This window comes from Lentzea kentuckyensis (genome assembly GCF_002150765.1).
Taxonomy (GTDB): domain Bacteria; phylum Actinomycetota; class Actinomycetes; order Mycobacteriales; family Pseudonocardiaceae; genus Lentzea; species Lentzea kentuckyensis.
The window spans coordinates 24,606-41,345 of the sequence record NZ_MUYM01000128.1 but is presented as its reverse complement, the minus strand read 5'-3'; the positions used below and the strand labels follow the sequence as shown (position 1 = coordinate 41,345).

The following is a 16,740-nucleotide window of genomic DNA, read 5'->3' as shown; positions in this document are numbered from 1 at the left end:
CAACCATGCTGGAGTCATGCAGATTTTCTACCCCGGAGACAGCGGTTACGACGAGGAACGCAGTGGTTTCCAGACCGGTCTCCGACACGAACCTCAGGTGATCTTCGCCGTGGAGGACGCCGAGGACGTCGAGGAGGCCGTCCACCACGCCGAAACGCACGGCCTCGAGTACGCCGTGCAGACCACCGGCCACGGCCTGACCACGCCGACCACCGGCGTCCTCATCTCGACCAGGCGCATGAACAACGTCGAGATCGACCCGGCGACCAGGACCGCGAAGGCCCAGGCAGGTGCGGTCTGGCAGCAGGTGATCGAGCAGGCCGCACCCCACGGCCTCGCCCCGCTCAGCGGCGACGCGAGCGACGTCGGCGTCGTCGGCTACACGCTCGGCGGCGGGTTCAGCGTGCTGGCCCGCGAGTTCGGCTTCGCGATCGATCGCGTCCGCGGGACGGAGAAGGTCGGCGACGTCGTCACCGCGCTGGAGTTCGAACTCCTGGAGATCGACCAGGTCCACGCGGGCGAGCTGCACTTCGAAGCCAGGCACGCGGAAGCGGTGTTCGAGGCGTTCCACAAGTGGGGCCTGCCCGGCCACGTCACCACGGCGCTCACGACCATCGGGGACGTCGTCCGCCTCACCTTCGCGAGCACCAGGCCGTTCGACATCGACCACCTCCGCGTCGCTCCGACGCTGATCGACGAGTTCGGCCGCAAGCCGTTCGCCGAGGCAGCCGGCAAACCCCTCCCGCCGCACTCCTACCAGGGTGACAACGTGCTGCTCGACGACCTCCCGCTGGACGTGCTGCACCGCGTCCGGCACAAGGCGGCCAACGCCGGAGTGCCCGTCTTCCTCGGCCTCATTCCACTCGGCGGCGCGCTCAGGACCGAGGCCACGCACCTGCTGAAGCTGATCTCGCCGCTGCTCGGCGTGCAGCGGCAGCACGAGGAGGTGTTCGACGAGGTGCGACCGTTCGTGGTCGGACGGTCGCGGAATTTCAGGTACGCCGTAGGCTGAACCACATGACCAGAGTGGTTCTCGTGGAGGACCACGACATGGTCGCCGAGGCGATCGGACTGGCGCTGGAACGTGCCGGGATCGAGGTGATCGCCCGTGCGTCCACCGTCGCGGCCGCACTGGCACACGCGCGCGGCGGCAAGCCCGACGTCGTCCTCCTCGACCGCAGGCTGCCAGACGGTGACGGCACCGCGCTGATCCCGGAACTCGTCAGCGGTGGCGCCAAGGTGCTCGTGCTGACCGGCGAGGCGACCGCGTCGGTCGCCGCCCGCGTCGCCGAGTCCGGCGGTGCCGGGCTGATCCTCAAGTCCGCGCGGCTCGACGAGCTGGTCGATGCGGTCCGCAAGGTCGCGGCGGGCGAGGTGGTGTTCGACCAGAAGCTGCTCGGGGGTGTGCTGGACCGGCTGAGCGGCCGGATGAAGTTCGCCGGCGCCACCCTCACCGCACGCGAGCAGGAGACGTTGCTGCTGCTCGCGGACGGCGCGGGCACCGACCAGATCTCCAGCAGGCTCGGCGTCGCCCGCAACACCGCGCGCAACCACGTGCAGCGCGTGCTCGACAAGCTCGGCGCCCGGTCGAAGCTGGAGGCGGTGTCCATCGCCCGCCGCGAGGGCCTGCTCGACTGATGCAACTGCACTACACGAGTTGATCTGCCTGCGTCTGCGCTTGTGGGTGCCGGTGGTGCAGTGTGCTTCTGTGGCCACGAGTTCGCTCACCGAAGCGGTGTTCTCCCTTCCGGGTGAGGAGGGGCGCGGCGGTGTGGCTCTCGCCCGCGACTTCGCCCGCCGGGCCACGGCCACCTGCGGTTACCTCGGCAACCACGACGACGTGGTGCTGGTCGTCAACGAGCTGACCACCAACGCCGTCTGCCACGGGAGCGGCCACCCGATCGTGCGCATCGTCGGTGGCCGGGACCAGATGCTGGTCGAGGTGGTCGACGACGACATCGCCAGACCCGAGATGCGGGCCGGTCGCTGGGGCCTGCAGCTCGTGGCCGTGCTCAGCGAGAGCTGGGGTGTCATCGAACGTGCTGGTCAGAAGGTCGTCTGGTGTGAGCTGACGGCCTGACCGCCATGATGAGGCCGTGCATCCGGACGACTGGCGGGACAGCGATCTCTTTCGCCTGCTCGTGCTCGGTGTGCGGGACTACGGGATCTTCATGCTCGACCCGGGCGGGCACATCGTGAGCTGGAACGCCGGCGCCGAGCGCATCAAGGGTTATACCGCCGAGGAGATCATCGGGCGCCACTTCTCCACGTTCTACCCGCTGGAGGACGTCCAGGCCGGCAAACCCGACTGGGAGCTGCGGGTCGCGCGGTCCGAGGGCGCCCTCGAGGACGAGGGCTGGCGGGTGCGCAAGGACGGCACCCGGTTCTGGGCGAACGTGATCATCACCGCGCTCTACGACGACAGCGGCGAGCTGCGCGGGTTCGGCAAGGTCACCAGGGACATGACCGAACGGCGGCGGGCCGAGCAACAGCTCACCGACCGGCGCCGGCTGCTCGCCCACCTCGTCGAGGCGCAGGAGCAGGAACGGCAGCGCATCGCGTGGGACGTCCACGACGACACGATCCAGGCCATGGTCGCCGTCGACATGAGGCTGCAGCTGCTCGCGAGCAAGGTGCCCGACGAGCACCGCGCGACCGTGGACCAGCTCGACGGCGCGGTCAGGGCCACCATCAGCCGGCTGCGCAACCTGGTCTACCGCGTCCGCCCGCCGGGCATCGAGCGGCAGGGCCTGCGGAACTCGCTGGCCGCGTACCTCGCGGACACCTCCATGGTCGGGAAGATCCGCTACGCGTTCGAACGCGAGCCCGGTGGCGACGCGGCCATCACGGTCTTCCGCATCTGCCAGGAGGCGCTGACCAACGTGCGCAAGCACGCGCGGGCGTCGGCCGTCACCATCGACCTGTCCACGGTCGACCGCGGCTTCCTGGTCCGGGTCGTCGACGACGGTGTCGGGCTGATCGACCTCGACCCGAACTCCGGCCACTTCGGCCTGATCGAGATGCGCGAACGGGCGGAGGCCGCAGGCGGCTGGTGCACCGTGTCCGGACCGGAGGGTGAGGGCACCCTGGTCGAGTTCTGGCTTCCGGACGTGCGGCCGTGAACGTCCGCATCCTCATCGCCGACGACGATCCGCTGATCAGGGACGTCCTGCGGGACGTGCTCGACGACCAGCCGGACATGGAGGTGATCGCGGTCGCCGCCGACGCCAGGGAAGCCGTCGAACTGGCTGAGCGCCACGCTCCGGCGGTGGTCGTGCTGGACGTCCGGATGCCCTGCGGAGGTGGTGCGCACGCGGCGACGGAGATCCTGCAGCGCACTCCCGGCACTCGGATCCTGGCGTTCTCCGCCTACACCGATCCCGGCGCGGTCGACGAGATGCGTCGTGCCGGGGTGACCGACTACCTGGCCAAAGGCGTTCGCAACACCGAACTGGTCGCCGCCGTTCGGCGTTTGGGTGAGCGATAGGTTGTGGTGTGGAAGTAACAGCCGTAACGTCGAAGGCTCAACCGGGTTCAGCAAGGTGCTCGGACCGGTATCTATGTGCTTCGGCCACCGGGGAGTGCTGGTGAACGAAGATCTGCTCAAGGAATCACCGCTGCTCACAGTCCGTGCCGCGGACGTCGCCGGGGTGGTGGTCGTCGTGGTGGAAGGCGAGATCGACGTCGACACCGCCGACGACGTGCTTGACGCGCTTCGGCACGGTTTCGAGTCCGGAGGGCCGGCGGTTGTCGCCGACCTCACCGAGGTCAGCTTCTTCGGCTCGACCGGCATCTCCACGTTGATCACGGCGCACGAGCTCTCCGAGGAGCACCACACGGGTTTCCACGTCGTCGCGCCGCACCGCGCGGTGAAGAGGCCGTTGCAGGTCACGGGAGTGGCCGACGTGCTGGCGCTGTACGACTCGGTTGAAGAGGCGTTGTCCGCGTTGAAACCGGTGCCCAGCGAGTAGGCACCGGCTCCACCGTGTCAGCCGGCCAGTTCGACCAGCTTCGGCACGACCTCGTCCGGGTGCGGCATGGCGGCGATCTCCGCCGCGATGCTCGCGCTCGCGGTCCGGACGTCGTTGTCCTGAAGCAACTTCTGGGCGATCTCGTGTGCCGCGTCCGCCGTGAACGCCTCACCCACGAGCTGTGCCCCCAGGCCTGAGTTCGCGACGATCTCGGCGTTGCGGAACTGGTCGGCGCCCTGCGGCAGGACCAGCTGGGGCACCCCGTGGGTCATCGCGGCGATCGTGGTGCCGGAGCCGCCGTGGTGCGCGACGAGATCCGCGTGCGCGAGCAGATCCGCCTGGGGCACCCACGGCAGTACGTGCACGTTGGCCGGTACGTCGGTCAGCTCGGACGGGTCGACCAGCGGCCCGCTGGCGACCAGCACCTCGGCGTCGAGGCCGGACAGCCCGGCGATGGCGGTGCGCAGCAGGTCCGGGTTCGCGAACGCGGTGCCGAACGTCAGGTACACGAGCGGTTTCCGGTGTTCGAGCACCCATTCGGGCAATTCGCCGGATTCGGCGAAGGGGATCGGTCGCAGCGGAATGCGATCGAGGCCGGAAAGATACGACAAATCCTGTAGAGACGACGGGAAGACGTCGAGGTACGGCGATCCGAGGCCGAAATGCTGCCCATCCGGCAGCTGAATGCCGAGCTCGGCGACGTACTCCAGCAACAGGTCGCTCATGGCGTCCGGGACCGTGGTCGTGTCCATCTTGCCGAACCCGTGGCACACCGCCGGGATGCCCGCCCGCATGGCCGCGAGCCCGGCGCCGGGGTTGACGATCTCGAAGACCACCAGGTCGGGCTTGTCGCGCTGCAGGACCGGCTCCAGGTCCTTCAGGAAGGCCCTGGGCAGCACAGATCCGAAGGCCTGGACGGCGGTCTGCCGCAACATGTCCCGCCGGAACTCGGCTGTGCCGTGCAATTCGTTGGCCTGACGGAACGCGTCTCCGATGCTCAGGCCCGCGTCCACCACCGTGAAACCCAGCTTTTCCACGGTCGTGTGGAAACCGGAATCGACTGCGTAAAGGATGTCATGACCCTGCTCGCGGGCGGCGATCGCGAGCGGGAGTAACGGGTATGTGTGTCCGTGTGAGCCTAAGCTCGAGAAGAGAATACGCACCTGATCCACGATAGGTGCTGTTCATTTCAGCGGGATGAGATCTTCCAGAATCGCCGCCACCTCGGCCGGCGCCGGCATCCCGGCGATCTCGTCGCGCACCTCACCCGCGGCCCGCTGCAGCTTCGAGTCCTCGATGAGCCCGGTGAGCAGTTCGGGCGTGACCTCCTGCGCCGCCGCCCTGAGCCCGGCCCCACGCGCGGCGATCACGTTCGCGTGCACCGTCCGGTCACCCGGCCCCGGCTCGACCAGTTGCGGCACCCCCGCCGCCAGCGCTCCGAGCACCGTGCCCGCGCCACCGTGGTGCACGATCCCGTCGCAGAACGGCAGGATGCGCGGGATCGGCACCCAGCCGACCGTCCGGACGTTGTCCGGCAGGTCCTTGGTGCGTTCCGGCCGGACCAGCACGAACTCGGCGTCCACCCGCTCCGCCGCCCTGACCACCGCCGCCATCATCCGGCCAGAACCGGGACCGGGCGCCGTGCTGCGGCTGACCAGGATCCGCGGCTTGCCAGAGGGCTCGGCCAGCCACTGCGGCACTTCGCCGTCACCGCTGTAGGCGACGAACCGCATCGGCCGGCCACCCCAGAACTCCGCGACGGACTTCGGCGCGGTGCGCAGAATCGTGGCGGGAGAACGCACCCCGGCCTTCATCCGAGCCCCGACCGCCGCCGTCAGCTCCAGCCCGTCGAACAACGACACGTCGTGCACGACCGACGGCACACCCAAAGCGGACCCGGCGGCCGCCAGCGGTTCGTGCACCACGACGTCCGGCTTCCACCGCCTGGCGAGCGCCTGCAACGGCTCCGTCATCGCGTCGCCGACCGCCCCGAACAACCGGGACACGAAGTCCAGCCTGCCGCTGCCCCGCATCTCCCGCTTCGCCACCATCGGATGCGTGACCATGATGCGCAACGCGATCGGCCCGAAGCGGACCTTCGCGGGGACGACGTCCTCGACGTGCAGCCCCGAGTCGCGGACCCGCAGCGCCTCGCCGCCGGTCGCCACCACGACGTCGTGTCCCGCGTCCCGCAGCGCCAACGCGAACGGCATCAGCGGGAAGACATGACCCAGCAGCGGAGCGGCGACCACGAGAACACGCATACGACCAGGTTAACCGCATGCGGGCGGGGGTTGCGGCGGTCAGACTCCGCCCATGCCCCAGCCCTGGAACGTGATCAACCGCGACGGACGGGGCTGGCACATGGCTCGCCGGAAGCTGAACCTACGTCCCTGACCGACTTCGCGAACGCCGAACTAACGGTCCTCTGCATCACCGCCGTCGACTGACCTACGGCTCCACCAGCCGTCGCACGGCCTCCTCGACGGTCCGCCGCCGCACCACGTGGTCCGATCCCCACGCCGGCGTGTTCGACCACATCGACGCGATCGCCAGCACCAGCTGCAACACGTGCTCCGCCGGGAACCGGGACGAGACCAGCCCCAGCTCCTGGGCCGAGCGGATCGCCTCCACGTCGGCCGCGCGGCTGACGATTCCCCAGCGCCGCTCCAGCCGTTGCCAGGTGGCGAGCCGCGCGAACTCTGGGTGCCGGTGCTGCAGGTCGTAGAGCCGGACCGCGTAACCGGGCAGGTCGCGGGCGTCGAACTCCACCGCCGCCGCCCGCATCACCTCGGACTGCACGGCGTCGAACAGCTCGTCCTTGCCGCCGTAGTAGTTGTAGGCGAGGCCAGCGGAACACCCGGCGATGCGGGCGATCCGCTCCATCCGTGCGCCGGCGATCCCGTAGGCCGCGAACTCGACGCACGCGGCGTCCAGCAACCGGCGGCGGGTTCGTTCCCGATCGCGGCCGACCATGGATTCAGGCTATGGCGAAGGGGCCACACCCCTGAAGAGTGTGGCCCCAGGTGGATGAAGGGCTCCTTCATCCACCTCACGTGGATGAAGGAGCCCTTCATCCACCACCCGGACGAGTTATTTGGCCATGTCGAACCAGTTGAAGCCCTCGACCATCTGACGCGTGGTGTCGCTGACGTAGCGCGGGCCGGTGAGCTCCCAGCGCGTCACGGTGCGGTAGGTGCCCGGCTGCTGCGACTCGTCCTCACGCGTGTTCTCGTCGTCCTTGACCGGGACGTACTCGTTGAGGACCTTCTTGGTCAGCGTCACGTCGAGCGACTCGTAGGCGGACTGGGTGTAGAGGTAGTCGCCCTGACCGCTGTCCAGCGCGCGGCCGGGGTCGGCCAGCTTGAGCTGGATCGTCGTGCCGTTGAAGTTGCCGGTCGCGGACACGACGGTGACGATGTGGCCGCCGCTGCGCTGCAGGGAACCGGCCGTCGGGCCCGCCTTGTAGCGGCCGTACACCAGCTGGATCGGGCCCTCGTTCAGCTTGCGGGCGACGTCACCGGCGAAGTCCGCGGCGTCGTTGGTGCTGATGACGCCCTGCGTGGTCGTCCAGCCGGCGTCGCGGGCTGGCTTGGTGGCGATGTTCCACGCGCTGCGCAGGTTGGTGAGGTTGGTGCCGCCGTCGTACTTCGCGTCGACGCCGATCCGCCAGATCGAGTTGGTGATGACGCTGTAGTCGGAGGGGTCCTTCGGGTCGAGGTTGCCGACCTTGGTGGTCAGCCAGCCGACCGGCGCGTTCTTCTCGTGACCCCAGTAGTGCAGGACGTTGTAGAGCGACGTGGGGCCGCAGTAGGCGTTGCCGTTGTTCTCGAGACCGGCGCGGAACTGGTCCACATCGCTGATGCCGCACTTCTTGACGTTGAACGTGGGGCCGACCAGGTCGGCGGCGCCGACGCACGGGGGCGGCGTGCCGATGATCGTGTCGGCCGACGCGGTGGCGGGGGCGACGACGGCGGTGAGAGCGGCGGCGGCGAGCAGAGCGTTGCGGATCATTTCGGTTTCCCCTTCGAGATCTTGTGTTCCCCTGTGGTGACACAAGATTCGCCGAGGCGAGCCCCCAAAGGCATGAGGGACGATCCCTCAACCCTGAGCCGGAAAAGTTGGGTGTATCAGGCGTACCCCCACGTCGCTCTGTCTCAGGCAAGGACGCGTGCGAGGTCCCTGCGACCTGCGATTCCGAGCTTCGTGTAGATCCGGCCGAGGTGGTTCTCGACCGTCTTGGGCGTCACGAACAGCTCCTGCGCGATCTCCCGGTTCGCCCGGCCCGCGGCCGCCAGGTCCGCCACCCGCCGTTCGGACGCCGTCAACGCTTCCGCGCCGATGGTCTGTTGCCGTCGCGGCCGGTCGCCGAGCGCCTCCAACGCCTCGACCGCGCGCGTCCGCAGCACCGCGGAGCCGCAGTCGCCGGCGAGGTCGATGGCCCGATGCAACGGGTCCCGCGCGTCCGTCCGCTTCCGCGCCACCCGCAGCGCCTCGCCGAGGTCGACCAGCGATCGGGCGAGCTCCAGCCGTGACGGCGAGTCCTCCAGCGTCGAGACGGACTCGGTCAGCAGCTCCAGCCGTGCGTCCGGGGAGGCGTGCGCGAGCAGCCGCAGTGCCGCGCCGACCTCGGTCGCCGCGCCCCACTTCCGGGCGACGTCGAGCTGTTCCGCGGCCAGTTCCAGTGCCAGCTCGTGCTCGCCGAGCTGCAACGACGCCCTGGTCGCCGGTGCGCGCCAGGGGATCGTGGGCGGATCGACGTGCACCTGGTGCATCGCGTCCCGCTGGCGGTAGGCCTCGGACATCGCCCGCCGCGGGTCGCCCTGGGCCAGTGCGATCAACGCCCGCACCTCGTGCAGCCAGATCGTCGGCATGGTCGGACGGGCGTCCGCGTGTCTGCCGTCGAACGCGGCGATGAACGCCTCTGCTGCTGCGACGTCACCACGTTCGAGTGCGGTGTACACGGCGAAGTGCGTCGAGGTCGCGCGCAGGCTGATCACCGCGGACACCGGGTCCTCGTGCGCGACGGCCGCCAGCGCACCCTCGGCCTCCGCCTCGACGACCTGCATGTTGCCGCAGCGCCAGTTCAGGAACAACGAGGCGTTCGCGACCATCGCGAACTCGACCGGTGAACCGTGTGCGCGCACCTTCAGCCGTGCGCGTTCTATCTCTCGTCGTGCGGTGTCCACGCCGTCTGCGGCCATCAGCGCGAGCAACGCCACGAGCCACGCGACCATCGCGTCCGTGCTGCCCGTCGCGTCGTCGAGGTACGCGCCGTTCGCCAGCGCACGCGTCGCGGTCGCCGCCACCTCGTCGTGCGGCCACACCTCGTAGCGGCCCATCTGTGCGAGGAGCCCGAGCAACGTGCGTTCGTCCGGCGTGCCGCCCGCCAGGCCCGCGTAGTCGCTGAGGTGCGCCGACGCGATCTGCCGTTGATCCGGCAGGAATGACCGGAACACCGCCAGGCGTGCCTCCAGGTGCAGCCGCGACTCGCCGCCCGGCCTGGCCGCGATGGCCTCGGTCAGTTCCTCGATCGCCGCCGCCGGACCCTCGATCGCGGCGGTCGCGGAGGCGGCCGCCGCCACCAGTTCCGCGTCCGGCAACCCGGCCGCCGCGGCCTTGAGGTGCCGGTGCGCGTTCACCGCGTCGCCGGTCCGCAGCAACGCCCGGCCCAGCTCGGCCCGCAGCGCGGCGTCGTTCGGCCGTTCCTCCACCGCTCGCGCCAGATGTGCTGCGGCGGTGCGTGGATCTCCGGCGGCCAGCAAAGCCGTCGCGGCCTTGCGCAGCACCTCGGCGGCGTCCGGCAGCGTGCCTCTGGGAGCGTGCACGAGATGCGCGGCGACTCGATCGGCCGGTGCGTGCGTCTCCCACAACGTCGTCGCAGCGCGCGCGTGCAGCGAGGCGCGCGCGATCGGACCGAGGCCGTTCAACACCGCTTCACGCACAACGGGATGCACGTACTCAAGGTGGTCACCGGTGATGATCACGTTCGCCGCGACCAGTGCCTCGACCGCGGCCGGTAGGTCCTTCACCTCGGCCAGCGCCGCCGCCTGCCACGGATCGGCCTGCGTGCCGAGGACGGCGACCGCACCCGCGAGCGCGACGGCCTCCGCCGGCAACCGGCCGAGCGTGGCCCGGAAGACGGTGCTGGGCCCGAGCCCGCCGATCTTGGCCGCCGTCTCGCCGTCGTCCAGCGGGAGGCCGAGCGCGGCGAGTTCGTCGACCAGCACGCCGGTCAGGAACGGGTTGCCGCCACTGGCCGCGTGCAGAGCCTCGACGACCGCGGGATGCCCGCCCACCAGCGCGCGGAGTGCTTCTGGGGTCAGCGGGCGGGGCATCAGCCGGTCCGCGGACACGCTGAGCTGCGCGAGCGGCCCGAAGTTGTCCGCGGGCGGCCGGGTCGCGACGACCAGCGCGATCGGCAGGTCCGCGATCCGGCGGGACAGGTAGACGAGGAACTGCAGCGACGACAGGTCCGCCCAGTGCGCGTCGTCGACCGTGATCAGCAGCGGGCGGGTGGAGGAGAGGTCCACCGCGACCCACCACAACGAGTGCAGCGTGCGGGCGAGCTCGGCCTCGCTCGGGTCGAGCGCGGCGTCGTCCAGTGCTTTCAACGCCGCCCCGGACGGTCCGGCCAGGATCTTCTCGCGGACCTCGCCGGAGTACCGCGACACGGACCGTTCGACCATCTGCCGCACGACGCCCCACGCCATGGCGCTCTCCAGGGCGTCGCCGACAGCTTGGAGTCTCCCGAACCCGCGCTCCTTGGCCAGCTCACGGCACTCGTGCACGAGCCTGGTCTTGCCGATTCCGGCGCGGCCCTCGATGACAACGACGCGACCCTCACCACGGGTGGCTGCGTCGAGAGCTTCACGAATGTGCGCGATCTCGGAATCTCGTTCAAGTGGTTCGCGCACGAATTGATCGTAGCGGCCATTCGGCGGGCTACATGCTGGTCATCGACACCGCATCCGGGCGACTTGATGCTCCATTAGCGTGAACGTCAGTTCACGCATCCGTCCTGGGACTGTGCCTTGCCGCCGAACTGCTCCTCGACGAACTGCTTGGCCTGCGCCGGGTCCGGTGCGAACCCGAAGACGCCGTCGCGTTGGACCGTCTCGCCGACCGGCAGCGTCGCCGTCCTGATCTTCACCGGTCCCTGGAACCGCGCCGCGAACGCCAGCACGTCCCAGCCCTCGTCGACCTGGATCGACCCGTTGACCGCACGGGCGAGCGCCACCGCGTTGTCCTTGGTGATCTTCGCCGCGAGCCCGGACAGGAACGCCTGGTGCCGTTTCGTCCGGTCCAGGTCGCCGTTCGGCAGGTTCATCCGCTGCCGCAGGAACGCGAGCGCCTGGTCACCCGTGAGCGTCTGCCGGCCGGCCGGCAGGTCGACGCCACTGCGAACGTCCTTCGCCGCCGTCGTCAGGCACACCTCGACACCGCCCACGGCGGTCGCGACCTTGCCGAACTCGGACATCTTGATCGCGGCGAAGTGGTCGACCTTTGCGCCCGTCAGGTGCTGGACCTCCTCGGTCAGCCTGCGCGGACCCTCCTGGTACAAGCTGTTGATCTTGTCGCGGCCCGGCCCCGCGTAGATGTCCCGCGGCAGCGAGATGACCGAGGCCGTTCCGTCAGGTTCGAACCGCGCGAACACGAGCGCATCGGTGTTGTTGACGTCGTCGGTGCCGATGAGCAGCACGTTCTCCGCCTGGGCTGGGGGAAGCGTCGCCGGTGCGGCGTCGGTCTTCTTCACCGCCGTAGGGATGATGACGGCCGCGGCAGCCGCGGCCGCGGTCAGCGTCGCCACGCCGACGATCAGCCCGAGCGGTTTGCGGCGCTTCTTGGCCTTGTGCAGGTTGGCCAGCACGGTCCGGGAATCGACGCGCTCCTCGGCCTCGGCTGCGATGGCTTGGCGGATCAGGTCGTTCATGAGTGCACCCCCAGGGTGGCGGACCGGGCGATTTCGTGGGCACGCAGCGTCTGCAGCGCGCGAGAGAGCTGGCTGCGCACGGTGGATTCCGCGCAACCCAGCACCTGTGCGATTTCAGCGTCACTGCAGTCCTCGTAGAACCGCAGCACCAACGCCGCGCGTTGCTTGCGCGGCAGGACAGCGATCCGTGCGCGCATGGCCTCGCGTTCGGCGTACGCGTTGGCCGGATCGGCCATCGACGGTACGTGTTTGCTGAGCTCAGCGCGTTCCACAGCGATCTCTCGTGCGGCCTTGCGGCGCCGCCACGACAGGTAGTCGTTGGTCACCATGCGCTTCACGTAGAGATAGGGCGCATCCATCGCCCCGATGCGATCCCACTTGCCCTGCGCGCGCAGAAGCACGTCCTGCACGATGTCCTGCGCCAGGTGTTTGTCGCAGGCGATCGCGGTCGCGGTCCTCAGCAGCCGGTCGAGCCGGTCAGCGACGAACTGGTCGAACCCCACGCCGCCCCCTTCTTGTCTGTGGTTGCTTGCGGCTCGGGAAACCCCCAGGAGGCCGTCGTGTGCTGCATCGGGTTTTGTGGTCCAGCCCACAGATGTCTCGGTTCGGACGGATTTCGGTGTGAAGCCTTTTCACGTTCACGTCGATGAACGACCCTTCACCCCATGCGCATCATCCCTGCACTCGCGCTGTTGTCGCTGCTGCTCGTCCCCATCGACGCGGCCGCCGCACCCAACGGCAACTACTTCCTGCAAAGCGCCGTGACCGGCCAGAACGCCGCCGTGTCCGGCTCGTCCGTCCTCCAGCACCGCCCCAAGGGCAACGAGGACCACCAGCAGTTCGCCTGGAACGGCAGCACCCTGTCCGAGGGCGGTCAGTGCCTCGGCCGCTCCGGCGACGCCACCCAGATGGTCAGCTGCTCCAGCGCCGACGCCCAGTGGGTCGCGGTGCTGGACGACCAGGACCGCTACCGCTTCAAGGACCCCGGCGCGAACCGCTACCTGATCGCGTCCGGCACCGACCAGGTCCGCGTCGGCACCGGCAACGACACGTGGTTCCTCACGCCGGTCGACCCGGTCCGCCACCAACCCCCGGCCGACCCGCGGCTGGACGAGATGACCTTCCTGACCGCTCACAACGCCTACGCGAACGGCGTCGACGGCGGCTTCACCTTCGCCAACATCGCCCCGAACCAGTCGCGCGGCATCGTGCAGCAGCTCAACGACGGCGTGCGCGGCTTCATGCTCGACATCCACCAGACGCCCGACGGCGCGATCCTCTGCCACAACAGCTGCACCCTGGTCAGCAAGCCCGTGGCGTTGGGCGTCGACCTCCAGCGCATCGTCGACTTCCTGAAGTCACGTCCGACCGAGATCGTCACGGTCTTCCTGGAGGACTACGTATCCGCCGATGTGCTGCGCTCCTCTCTCGCGTCCGTCAACGGCCTGAACGACGTGCTGTTCCGTGCCGAGGGGGTGCGAGAGAACGGCTGGCCGACGTTGTCGCAGATGAGGGCGTCCGGCAAGCGTTTGCTCATCTTCACCGACCACGGCAAGGACGGCCGCGAGAACTCCGGCGTGCTCTACCAGAAGGACTGGACCGTCGAGAACTACTGGTCGATGGGTTCGGGCGCCGGCGCGTCCGACTGGTCCTGCTACTCCCGCTGGGGCGAGAAGCCCCTCACCGCGACCGAAGCGAACTTCCGCCCGCTGTTCGTGATGAACCACTTCCGCGACGTCCCGATGGAAGGCACCGTCGCGACCGACAACTCGAAGGCCGTCAACCGCGCCCAGCGCTTCTGCGAACCCGCCGCCCGCAAGACCCCGAACTACCTGGCCGTCGACTTCTACCACCGCAACACGCCAACGCTCCCGGCCGAGCGCCACCCGTCCGGCGCGGGTTCGGTGGAAATGGCCGCGTCCTCGACGCTCTGCCTGGACAACAACGCCGGCGGCACCGCCAACGGCAACCCCGTGCAGATCTGGACGTGCAACAACTCCTACGCGCAGAAGTGGCGCGTCGTCGCGGACGGCACCATCGCCATCTCCGGCAAGTGCCTCGACATAGACAACGGCGGCACCATCAACGGCACGGCTGTGCAGCTGTGGGAGTGCAACGGCACCGGCGCGCAGCAGTGGCGCGTGCGGTCGGACGGTTCGGTGCAGAACCCGCAGTCGGGGCTGTGCCTGGACAACCCCGGTGCGTCGACGACTCCGGGAACGCGCCTGAACATCTGGACCTGCAACGGTTCCGCGGCTCAGGCGTGGAAGTTCCGCTAGCTCACGGCTTGCGGGCTACTCCCACGTAGACGTCCTCCGGGCCACCTTCTCCGGCCGGGCCGAGTTCCGGGTGCCAGTGCGGCGCCGGGACGACGCCCGGCTGGAGAACCTCCAGGCCGGCGAACATCGGCTCGAACTCCGTGAGCGCGCGGAAGTACATCGGGTCGCGGCTGTGCTTCATGGCCTCGACGACGCCGCCCATCTCGTCCGGCTTGAAGTCGGCGGTGAGGTGCGAGAGCGCGATCAGGCTGCCGGACGGCATGGCGTCGCGGTAGCGGGCGACCACCTCGGCCGGGCACTTCTCGTCCGAGACGAAGTGCAGCACGGCGACCATGAGCAGGCCGACCGGCTGGGAGAAGTCGATCAGGTCCTTCACGACCGGGTCGGACAGCACGTCGTCGGGCCGGCACATGTCCGCCTGCACGACGCCCGCGTTGTCGTTGCCCTCCAGGATGAGCTGGCTGTGCGAGACGGCCACCTCGTCGTAGTCCACGTAGACCACGCGTGCGTCCGGGTTCTCCTGTTGCACGATCTCGTGGACGTTGCCGACCGTCGGGATGCCCGAGCCGAGGTCGAGGAACTGGGTGATGCCCTGCTCCATCATCAGCAGGACCGCGCGGCGCATGAACGAGCGGTTCGAGGCCGCGATGGCGCGGCCGTCGCGCAGGATCTGCAGCACCTTGTCGCCGACCATGCGGTCGGAGGCGAAGTTGTGGCCACCTCCCAGCAGGAAGTCGTAGACCCGTGCCGCGCTGGGCACGTCGGTGTTGAGTCCTGCGGGCACCCAGGAGAAAGGCTCGGCCATGCCGCCGAACCTACCCGTTCGTGCGCACGCGTGTATCGGCCCGGATCGGGTGAACACCTCAGCCACGGCGTGCGAAACGTACCGACATCTGTTCCACCAGCACGGATGCGCCGGCACGTCGTGCTTCCATGTCCAGCCAGCGGAGTTGGTCGTCGGCGCGGGTTGATCGCAGGTTCGCCGCGCCGGCCAGCGCGCTCTCCGCGAAACCGCCGGCAGCGGCCACGTCACCGAGGGCGAGGTGGTTGCGGGCCAGTGCGGTCAACGCGATCGTGCGGGCCCGGACGCGGTCGAGGCCGTATGTGCCGACCTTTGCCGTGAGTGAGGGGATGGCACTTTCCGGATCGGACAGGTCTGGCTGTTCCCACGAGTTGTGCGCTGCCACGAAGCCGAGCTGGAAGGCCTTCAACGCGTCGTCGGGTGCGTTGTGGTGCAGGAACATCCGGCCCGCGCGCGTCAGCACGGTGGCGATCAGCGACTCGTTCTCGGCCTGCCGTGCCAACGTCAGCGCGCGCTCGAAGTGCGGCAGCGCCGTGCCCGGCATTCCACTGTCGAACGCGGTCCAGCCCGCCAGCTCGTGCACCTCCGCGACGGCCGTCCACACGTCGGCGTCACCGACGACGATGAACGGTTCGACGTGCGCGAGGTGCTCCAACACTGATGCATGGCAAGCGATTCCACCGTACTGCCGGTCCAACGCGCGCAACGCCTGTGTCCGCGCGTGCACCTCTGACGGTTCGATGCGACCCGACGGAACCGAGGACGGCAACCAGTCGAATGTCGGCGCGCCGACCATGATCCGGGCGGCGTGCTCCAGGAACCGTTGCCGGGCAGCGTGATCCGCCTGCAGCAGCTCCGCGGCCTCGGTGAAGCCGTCGGCCAGCGCGACCTCGCACCAGTGCTGAGCCTCGGGGATCTCGCCGAGCGCGAACAACACGACGGCCAGCCGCACCGCCGCGTCACCGAGGTGCTGGTCGGCCGCCACCCGGAAGCACACGGCGGCCTCGCGCAGGTGCCCGGCCCGTTCGGCGGCCTCGCCCGCGCGGTACAACCGCTCGACCGCCTCGTCGACCTCGAACTGGGCCAGCAGCTCACTCATCACTGCCTCCGAGAATCCGTTTCAGCTCGGCCCTGCCGCGGGTGAGGTGCGTGCGCACGGTCGACTCGCCGACCACCAGCACCGCGGCGATCTCGCTGACCGAGTAGCCGAGCAGGTGGTGCAACGCCACGGCCTCGCGGTGCCTGGGGGAAAGCTGTCGCACGGCGGAGTGCAGCGCCTCCACGTCGTGCACATCCACAACAACATCAGGCACTGAGGCCAGCGGTGTCTCGTGCAGGTGCCGCTGCTGCCACCGGCGCATCAGCCGGATGGCGACCTTCAGCACCCACGCCTCGGGCTTGTCGTACGAGTGGATGTCGTCCCAACGGTGCCGTGCGATCAGCAACGCGTCTTGTGCGATGTCCTCGACCACTCGGGTGTCGCCGGTGAGCGCCGTCAACGTCCTGGTCACCACCGGCAGGCAGGTGCGGAAGAACTCCGCGAAGCCCTGATCCGGCTCCGGTGTGCTCAACGGCCTTCCCTTCAGCGTTCGCTCGTGCCCTTCACCGCCCGAGAGCGACCTTCACCGGTTACAGGCGCTGAAGCCAGCAAAGGCTGAGTCCAACACGCGTATTCACCCGTTCAGACCCATAGGCCGTGTGGTCAAGTTGAGAACTCCACGCACACGAACGACCCAGAAGAGCGAACCCTCCTCT

At 69.1% G+C, this 16,740-nt stretch carries 17 protein-coding genes; 7 read left to right on the top strand and 10 right to left on the bottom strand.

Annotation, left to right across the window (positions count from 1 at the left end):
- The first annotated feature begins 16 nt into the window (after positions 1-16).
- The 6 genes from B0F77_RS40895 (at position 17) to B0F77_RS40870 (ending at position 3,971) form a co-directional block, all read left to right on the top strand.
- Complete coding sequence (locus B0F77_RS40895) at positions 17-1,012, top strand: FAD-binding oxidoreductase (protein WP_086668440.1); 996 nt, start codon at positions 17-19, stop codon at positions 1,010-1,012.
- A 5-nt stretch (positions 1,013-1,017) separates the two neighbouring features.
- Positions 1,018-1,638: a response regulator transcription factor gene (locus B0F77_RS40890; protein ID WP_086668439.1), complete on the top strand. Its 621-nt coding sequence runs from the start codon at positions 1,018-1,020 to the stop codon at positions 1,636-1,638.
- A 70-nt stretch (positions 1,639-1,708) separates the two neighbouring features.
- A complete protein-coding gene (locus B0F77_RS40885; protein WP_143467188.1) occupies positions 1,709-2,080 on the top strand; it encodes an ATP-binding protein in 372 nt (123 codons plus the stop codon).
- A gap of 16 nt (positions 2,081-2,096) precedes the next feature.
- On the top strand, positions 2,097-3,122 hold the full coding sequence (locus B0F77_RS40880) for a PAS domain-containing sensor histidine kinase (protein ID WP_245849317.1): 1,026 nt from the start codon (positions 2,097-2,099) through the stop codon (positions 3,120-3,122).
- Positions 3,119-3,487, top strand: a complete 369-nt coding sequence (locus tag B0F77_RS40875; RefSeq protein ID WP_245849315.1) for a response regulator — start codon at positions 3,119-3,121, stop codon at positions 3,485-3,487. The genes B0F77_RS40880 and B0F77_RS40875 overlap by 4 nt, the downstream gene beginning before the upstream one ends.
- A 100-nt stretch (positions 3,488-3,587) precedes the next feature.
- On the top strand, positions 3,588-3,971 hold the full coding sequence (locus B0F77_RS40870; RefSeq protein ID WP_158102969.1) for an STAS domain-containing protein: 384 nt from the start codon (positions 3,588-3,590) through the stop codon (positions 3,969-3,971).
- Positions 3,972-3,988: 17 nt separating this feature from the next.
- Here the strand turns inward: B0F77_RS40870 and B0F77_RS40865 are convergent, their stop codons facing one another.
- The 7 genes from B0F77_RS40865 to B0F77_RS40835 form a co-directional block, all read right to left on the bottom strand.
- The gene (locus B0F77_RS40865; protein WP_086668469.1) at positions 3,989-5,134 is read right to left on the bottom strand and encodes a nucleotide disphospho-sugar-binding domain-containing protein; all 1,146 of its coding nucleotides are present in this window, start codon (positions 5,132-5,134) and stop codon (positions 3,989-3,991) included.
- Positions 5,135-5,155: 21 nt separating this feature from the next.
- Entirely contained in the window at positions 5,156-6,235 is a 1,080-nt protein-coding gene (locus B0F77_RS40860) for a nucleotide disphospho-sugar-binding domain-containing protein (protein WP_086668436.1), read from the bottom strand.
- A gap of 187 nt (positions 6,236-6,422) precedes the next feature.
- Entirely contained in the window at positions 6,423-6,947 is a 525-nt protein-coding gene (locus B0F77_RS48325) for a TetR/AcrR family transcriptional regulator (protein WP_086668435.1), read from the bottom strand.
- Positions 6,948-7,064: 117 nt separating this feature from the next.
- Positions 7,065-7,985 carry a hypothetical protein gene (locus B0F77_RS40850; RefSeq protein WP_086668434.1) on the bottom strand — a complete coding sequence of 307 codons (921 nt, stop codon included), beginning with the start codon at positions 7,983-7,985 and terminating at the stop codon, positions 7,065-7,067.
- A gap of 143 nt (positions 7,986-8,128) precedes the next feature.
- A complete protein-coding gene (locus B0F77_RS40845; protein WP_086668433.1) occupies positions 8,129-10,888 on the bottom strand; it encodes a helix-turn-helix transcriptional regulator in 2,760 nt (919 codons plus the stop codon).
- A gap of 86 nt (positions 10,889-10,974) precedes the next feature.
- A complete protein-coding gene (locus B0F77_RS40840; RefSeq protein ID WP_086668432.1) occupies positions 10,975-11,904 on the bottom strand; it encodes an LCP family protein in 930 nt (309 codons plus the stop codon).
- Entirely contained in the window at positions 11,901-12,407 is a 507-nt protein-coding gene (locus B0F77_RS40835) for a SigE family RNA polymerase sigma factor (RefSeq protein WP_086668431.1), read from the bottom strand. Before B0F77_RS40835 ends, B0F77_RS40840 begins: the two co-directional genes overlap by 4 nt.
- 162 nt (positions 12,408-12,569) lie before the next feature.
- Between B0F77_RS40835 and B0F77_RS50250 the strand changes: the two genes are divergently transcribed.
- Positions 12,570-14,183 carry a PI-PLC domain-containing protein gene (locus B0F77_RS50250; protein ID WP_086668430.1) on the top strand — a complete coding sequence of 538 codons (1,614 nt, stop codon included), beginning with the start codon at positions 12,570-12,572 and terminating at the stop codon, positions 14,181-14,183.
- Between the two features lies 1 nt (position 14,184).
- Here the strand turns inward: B0F77_RS50250 and B0F77_RS40825 are convergent, their stop codons facing one another.
- Genes B0F77_RS40825 through B0F77_RS40815 form a run of 3 tightly spaced genes read right to left on the bottom strand, consistent with a single transcriptional unit; the run spans position 14,185 to position 16,556 of the window.
- Positions 14,185-14,988 (bottom strand): SAM-dependent methyltransferase, encoded by an 804-nt coding sequence (locus B0F77_RS40825; RefSeq protein WP_086668429.1) that lies wholly within the window; start codon positions 14,986-14,988, stop codon positions 14,185-14,187.
- Positions 14,989-15,046: 58 nt separating this feature from the next.
- Positions 15,047-16,084, bottom strand: a complete 1,038-nt coding sequence (locus B0F77_RS40820; RefSeq protein WP_086668428.1) for an NsdA family TPR-like regulatory protein — start codon at positions 16,082-16,084, stop codon at positions 15,047-15,049.
- Positions 16,077-16,556 carry an RNA polymerase sigma factor gene (locus B0F77_RS40815; protein WP_158102968.1) on the bottom strand — a complete coding sequence of 160 codons (480 nt, stop codon included), beginning with the start codon at positions 16,554-16,556 and terminating at the stop codon, positions 16,077-16,079. Before B0F77_RS40815 ends, B0F77_RS40820 begins: the two co-directional genes overlap by 8 nt.
- Between the last annotated feature and the right edge of the window lie 184 nt (positions 16,557-16,740).

Coding starts and splice junctions, on each gene's coding strand:
- B0F77_RS40890 (WP_086668439.1), top strand. CDS start 1,018: ATGACCAGAGTGGTTCTCGTGGAGGACCACGACATGGTCGCCGAGGCG.
- B0F77_RS40825 (WP_086668429.1), bottom strand. CDS start 14,988: ATGGCCGAGCCTTTCTCCTGGGTGCCCGCAGGACTCAACACCGACGTG.
- B0F77_RS50250 (WP_086668430.1), top strand. CDS start 12,570: ATGCGCATCATCCCTGCACTCGCGCTGTTGTCGCTGCTGCTCGTCCCC.
- B0F77_RS40840 (WP_086668432.1), bottom strand. CDS start 11,904: ATGAACGACCTGATCCGCCAAGCCATCGCAGCCGAGGCCGAGGAGCGC.
- B0F77_RS40895 (WP_086668440.1), top strand. CDS start 17: ATGCAGATTTTCTACCCCGGAGACAGCGGTTACGACGAGGAACGCAGT.
- B0F77_RS40860 (WP_086668436.1), bottom strand. CDS start 6,235: ATGCGTGTTCTCGTGGTCGCCGCTCCGCTGCTGGGTCATGTCTTCCCG.
- B0F77_RS40850 (WP_086668434.1), bottom strand. CDS start 7,985: ATGATCCGCAACGCTCTGCTCGCCGCCGCCGCTCTCACCGCCGTCGTC.
- B0F77_RS40820 (WP_086668428.1), bottom strand. CDS start 16,084: ATGAGTGAGCTGCTGGCCCAGTTCGAGGTCGACGAGGCGGTCGAGCGG.
- B0F77_RS48325 (WP_086668435.1), bottom strand. CDS start 6,947: ATGGTCGGCCGCGATCGGGAACGAACCCGCCGCCGGTTGCTGGACGCC.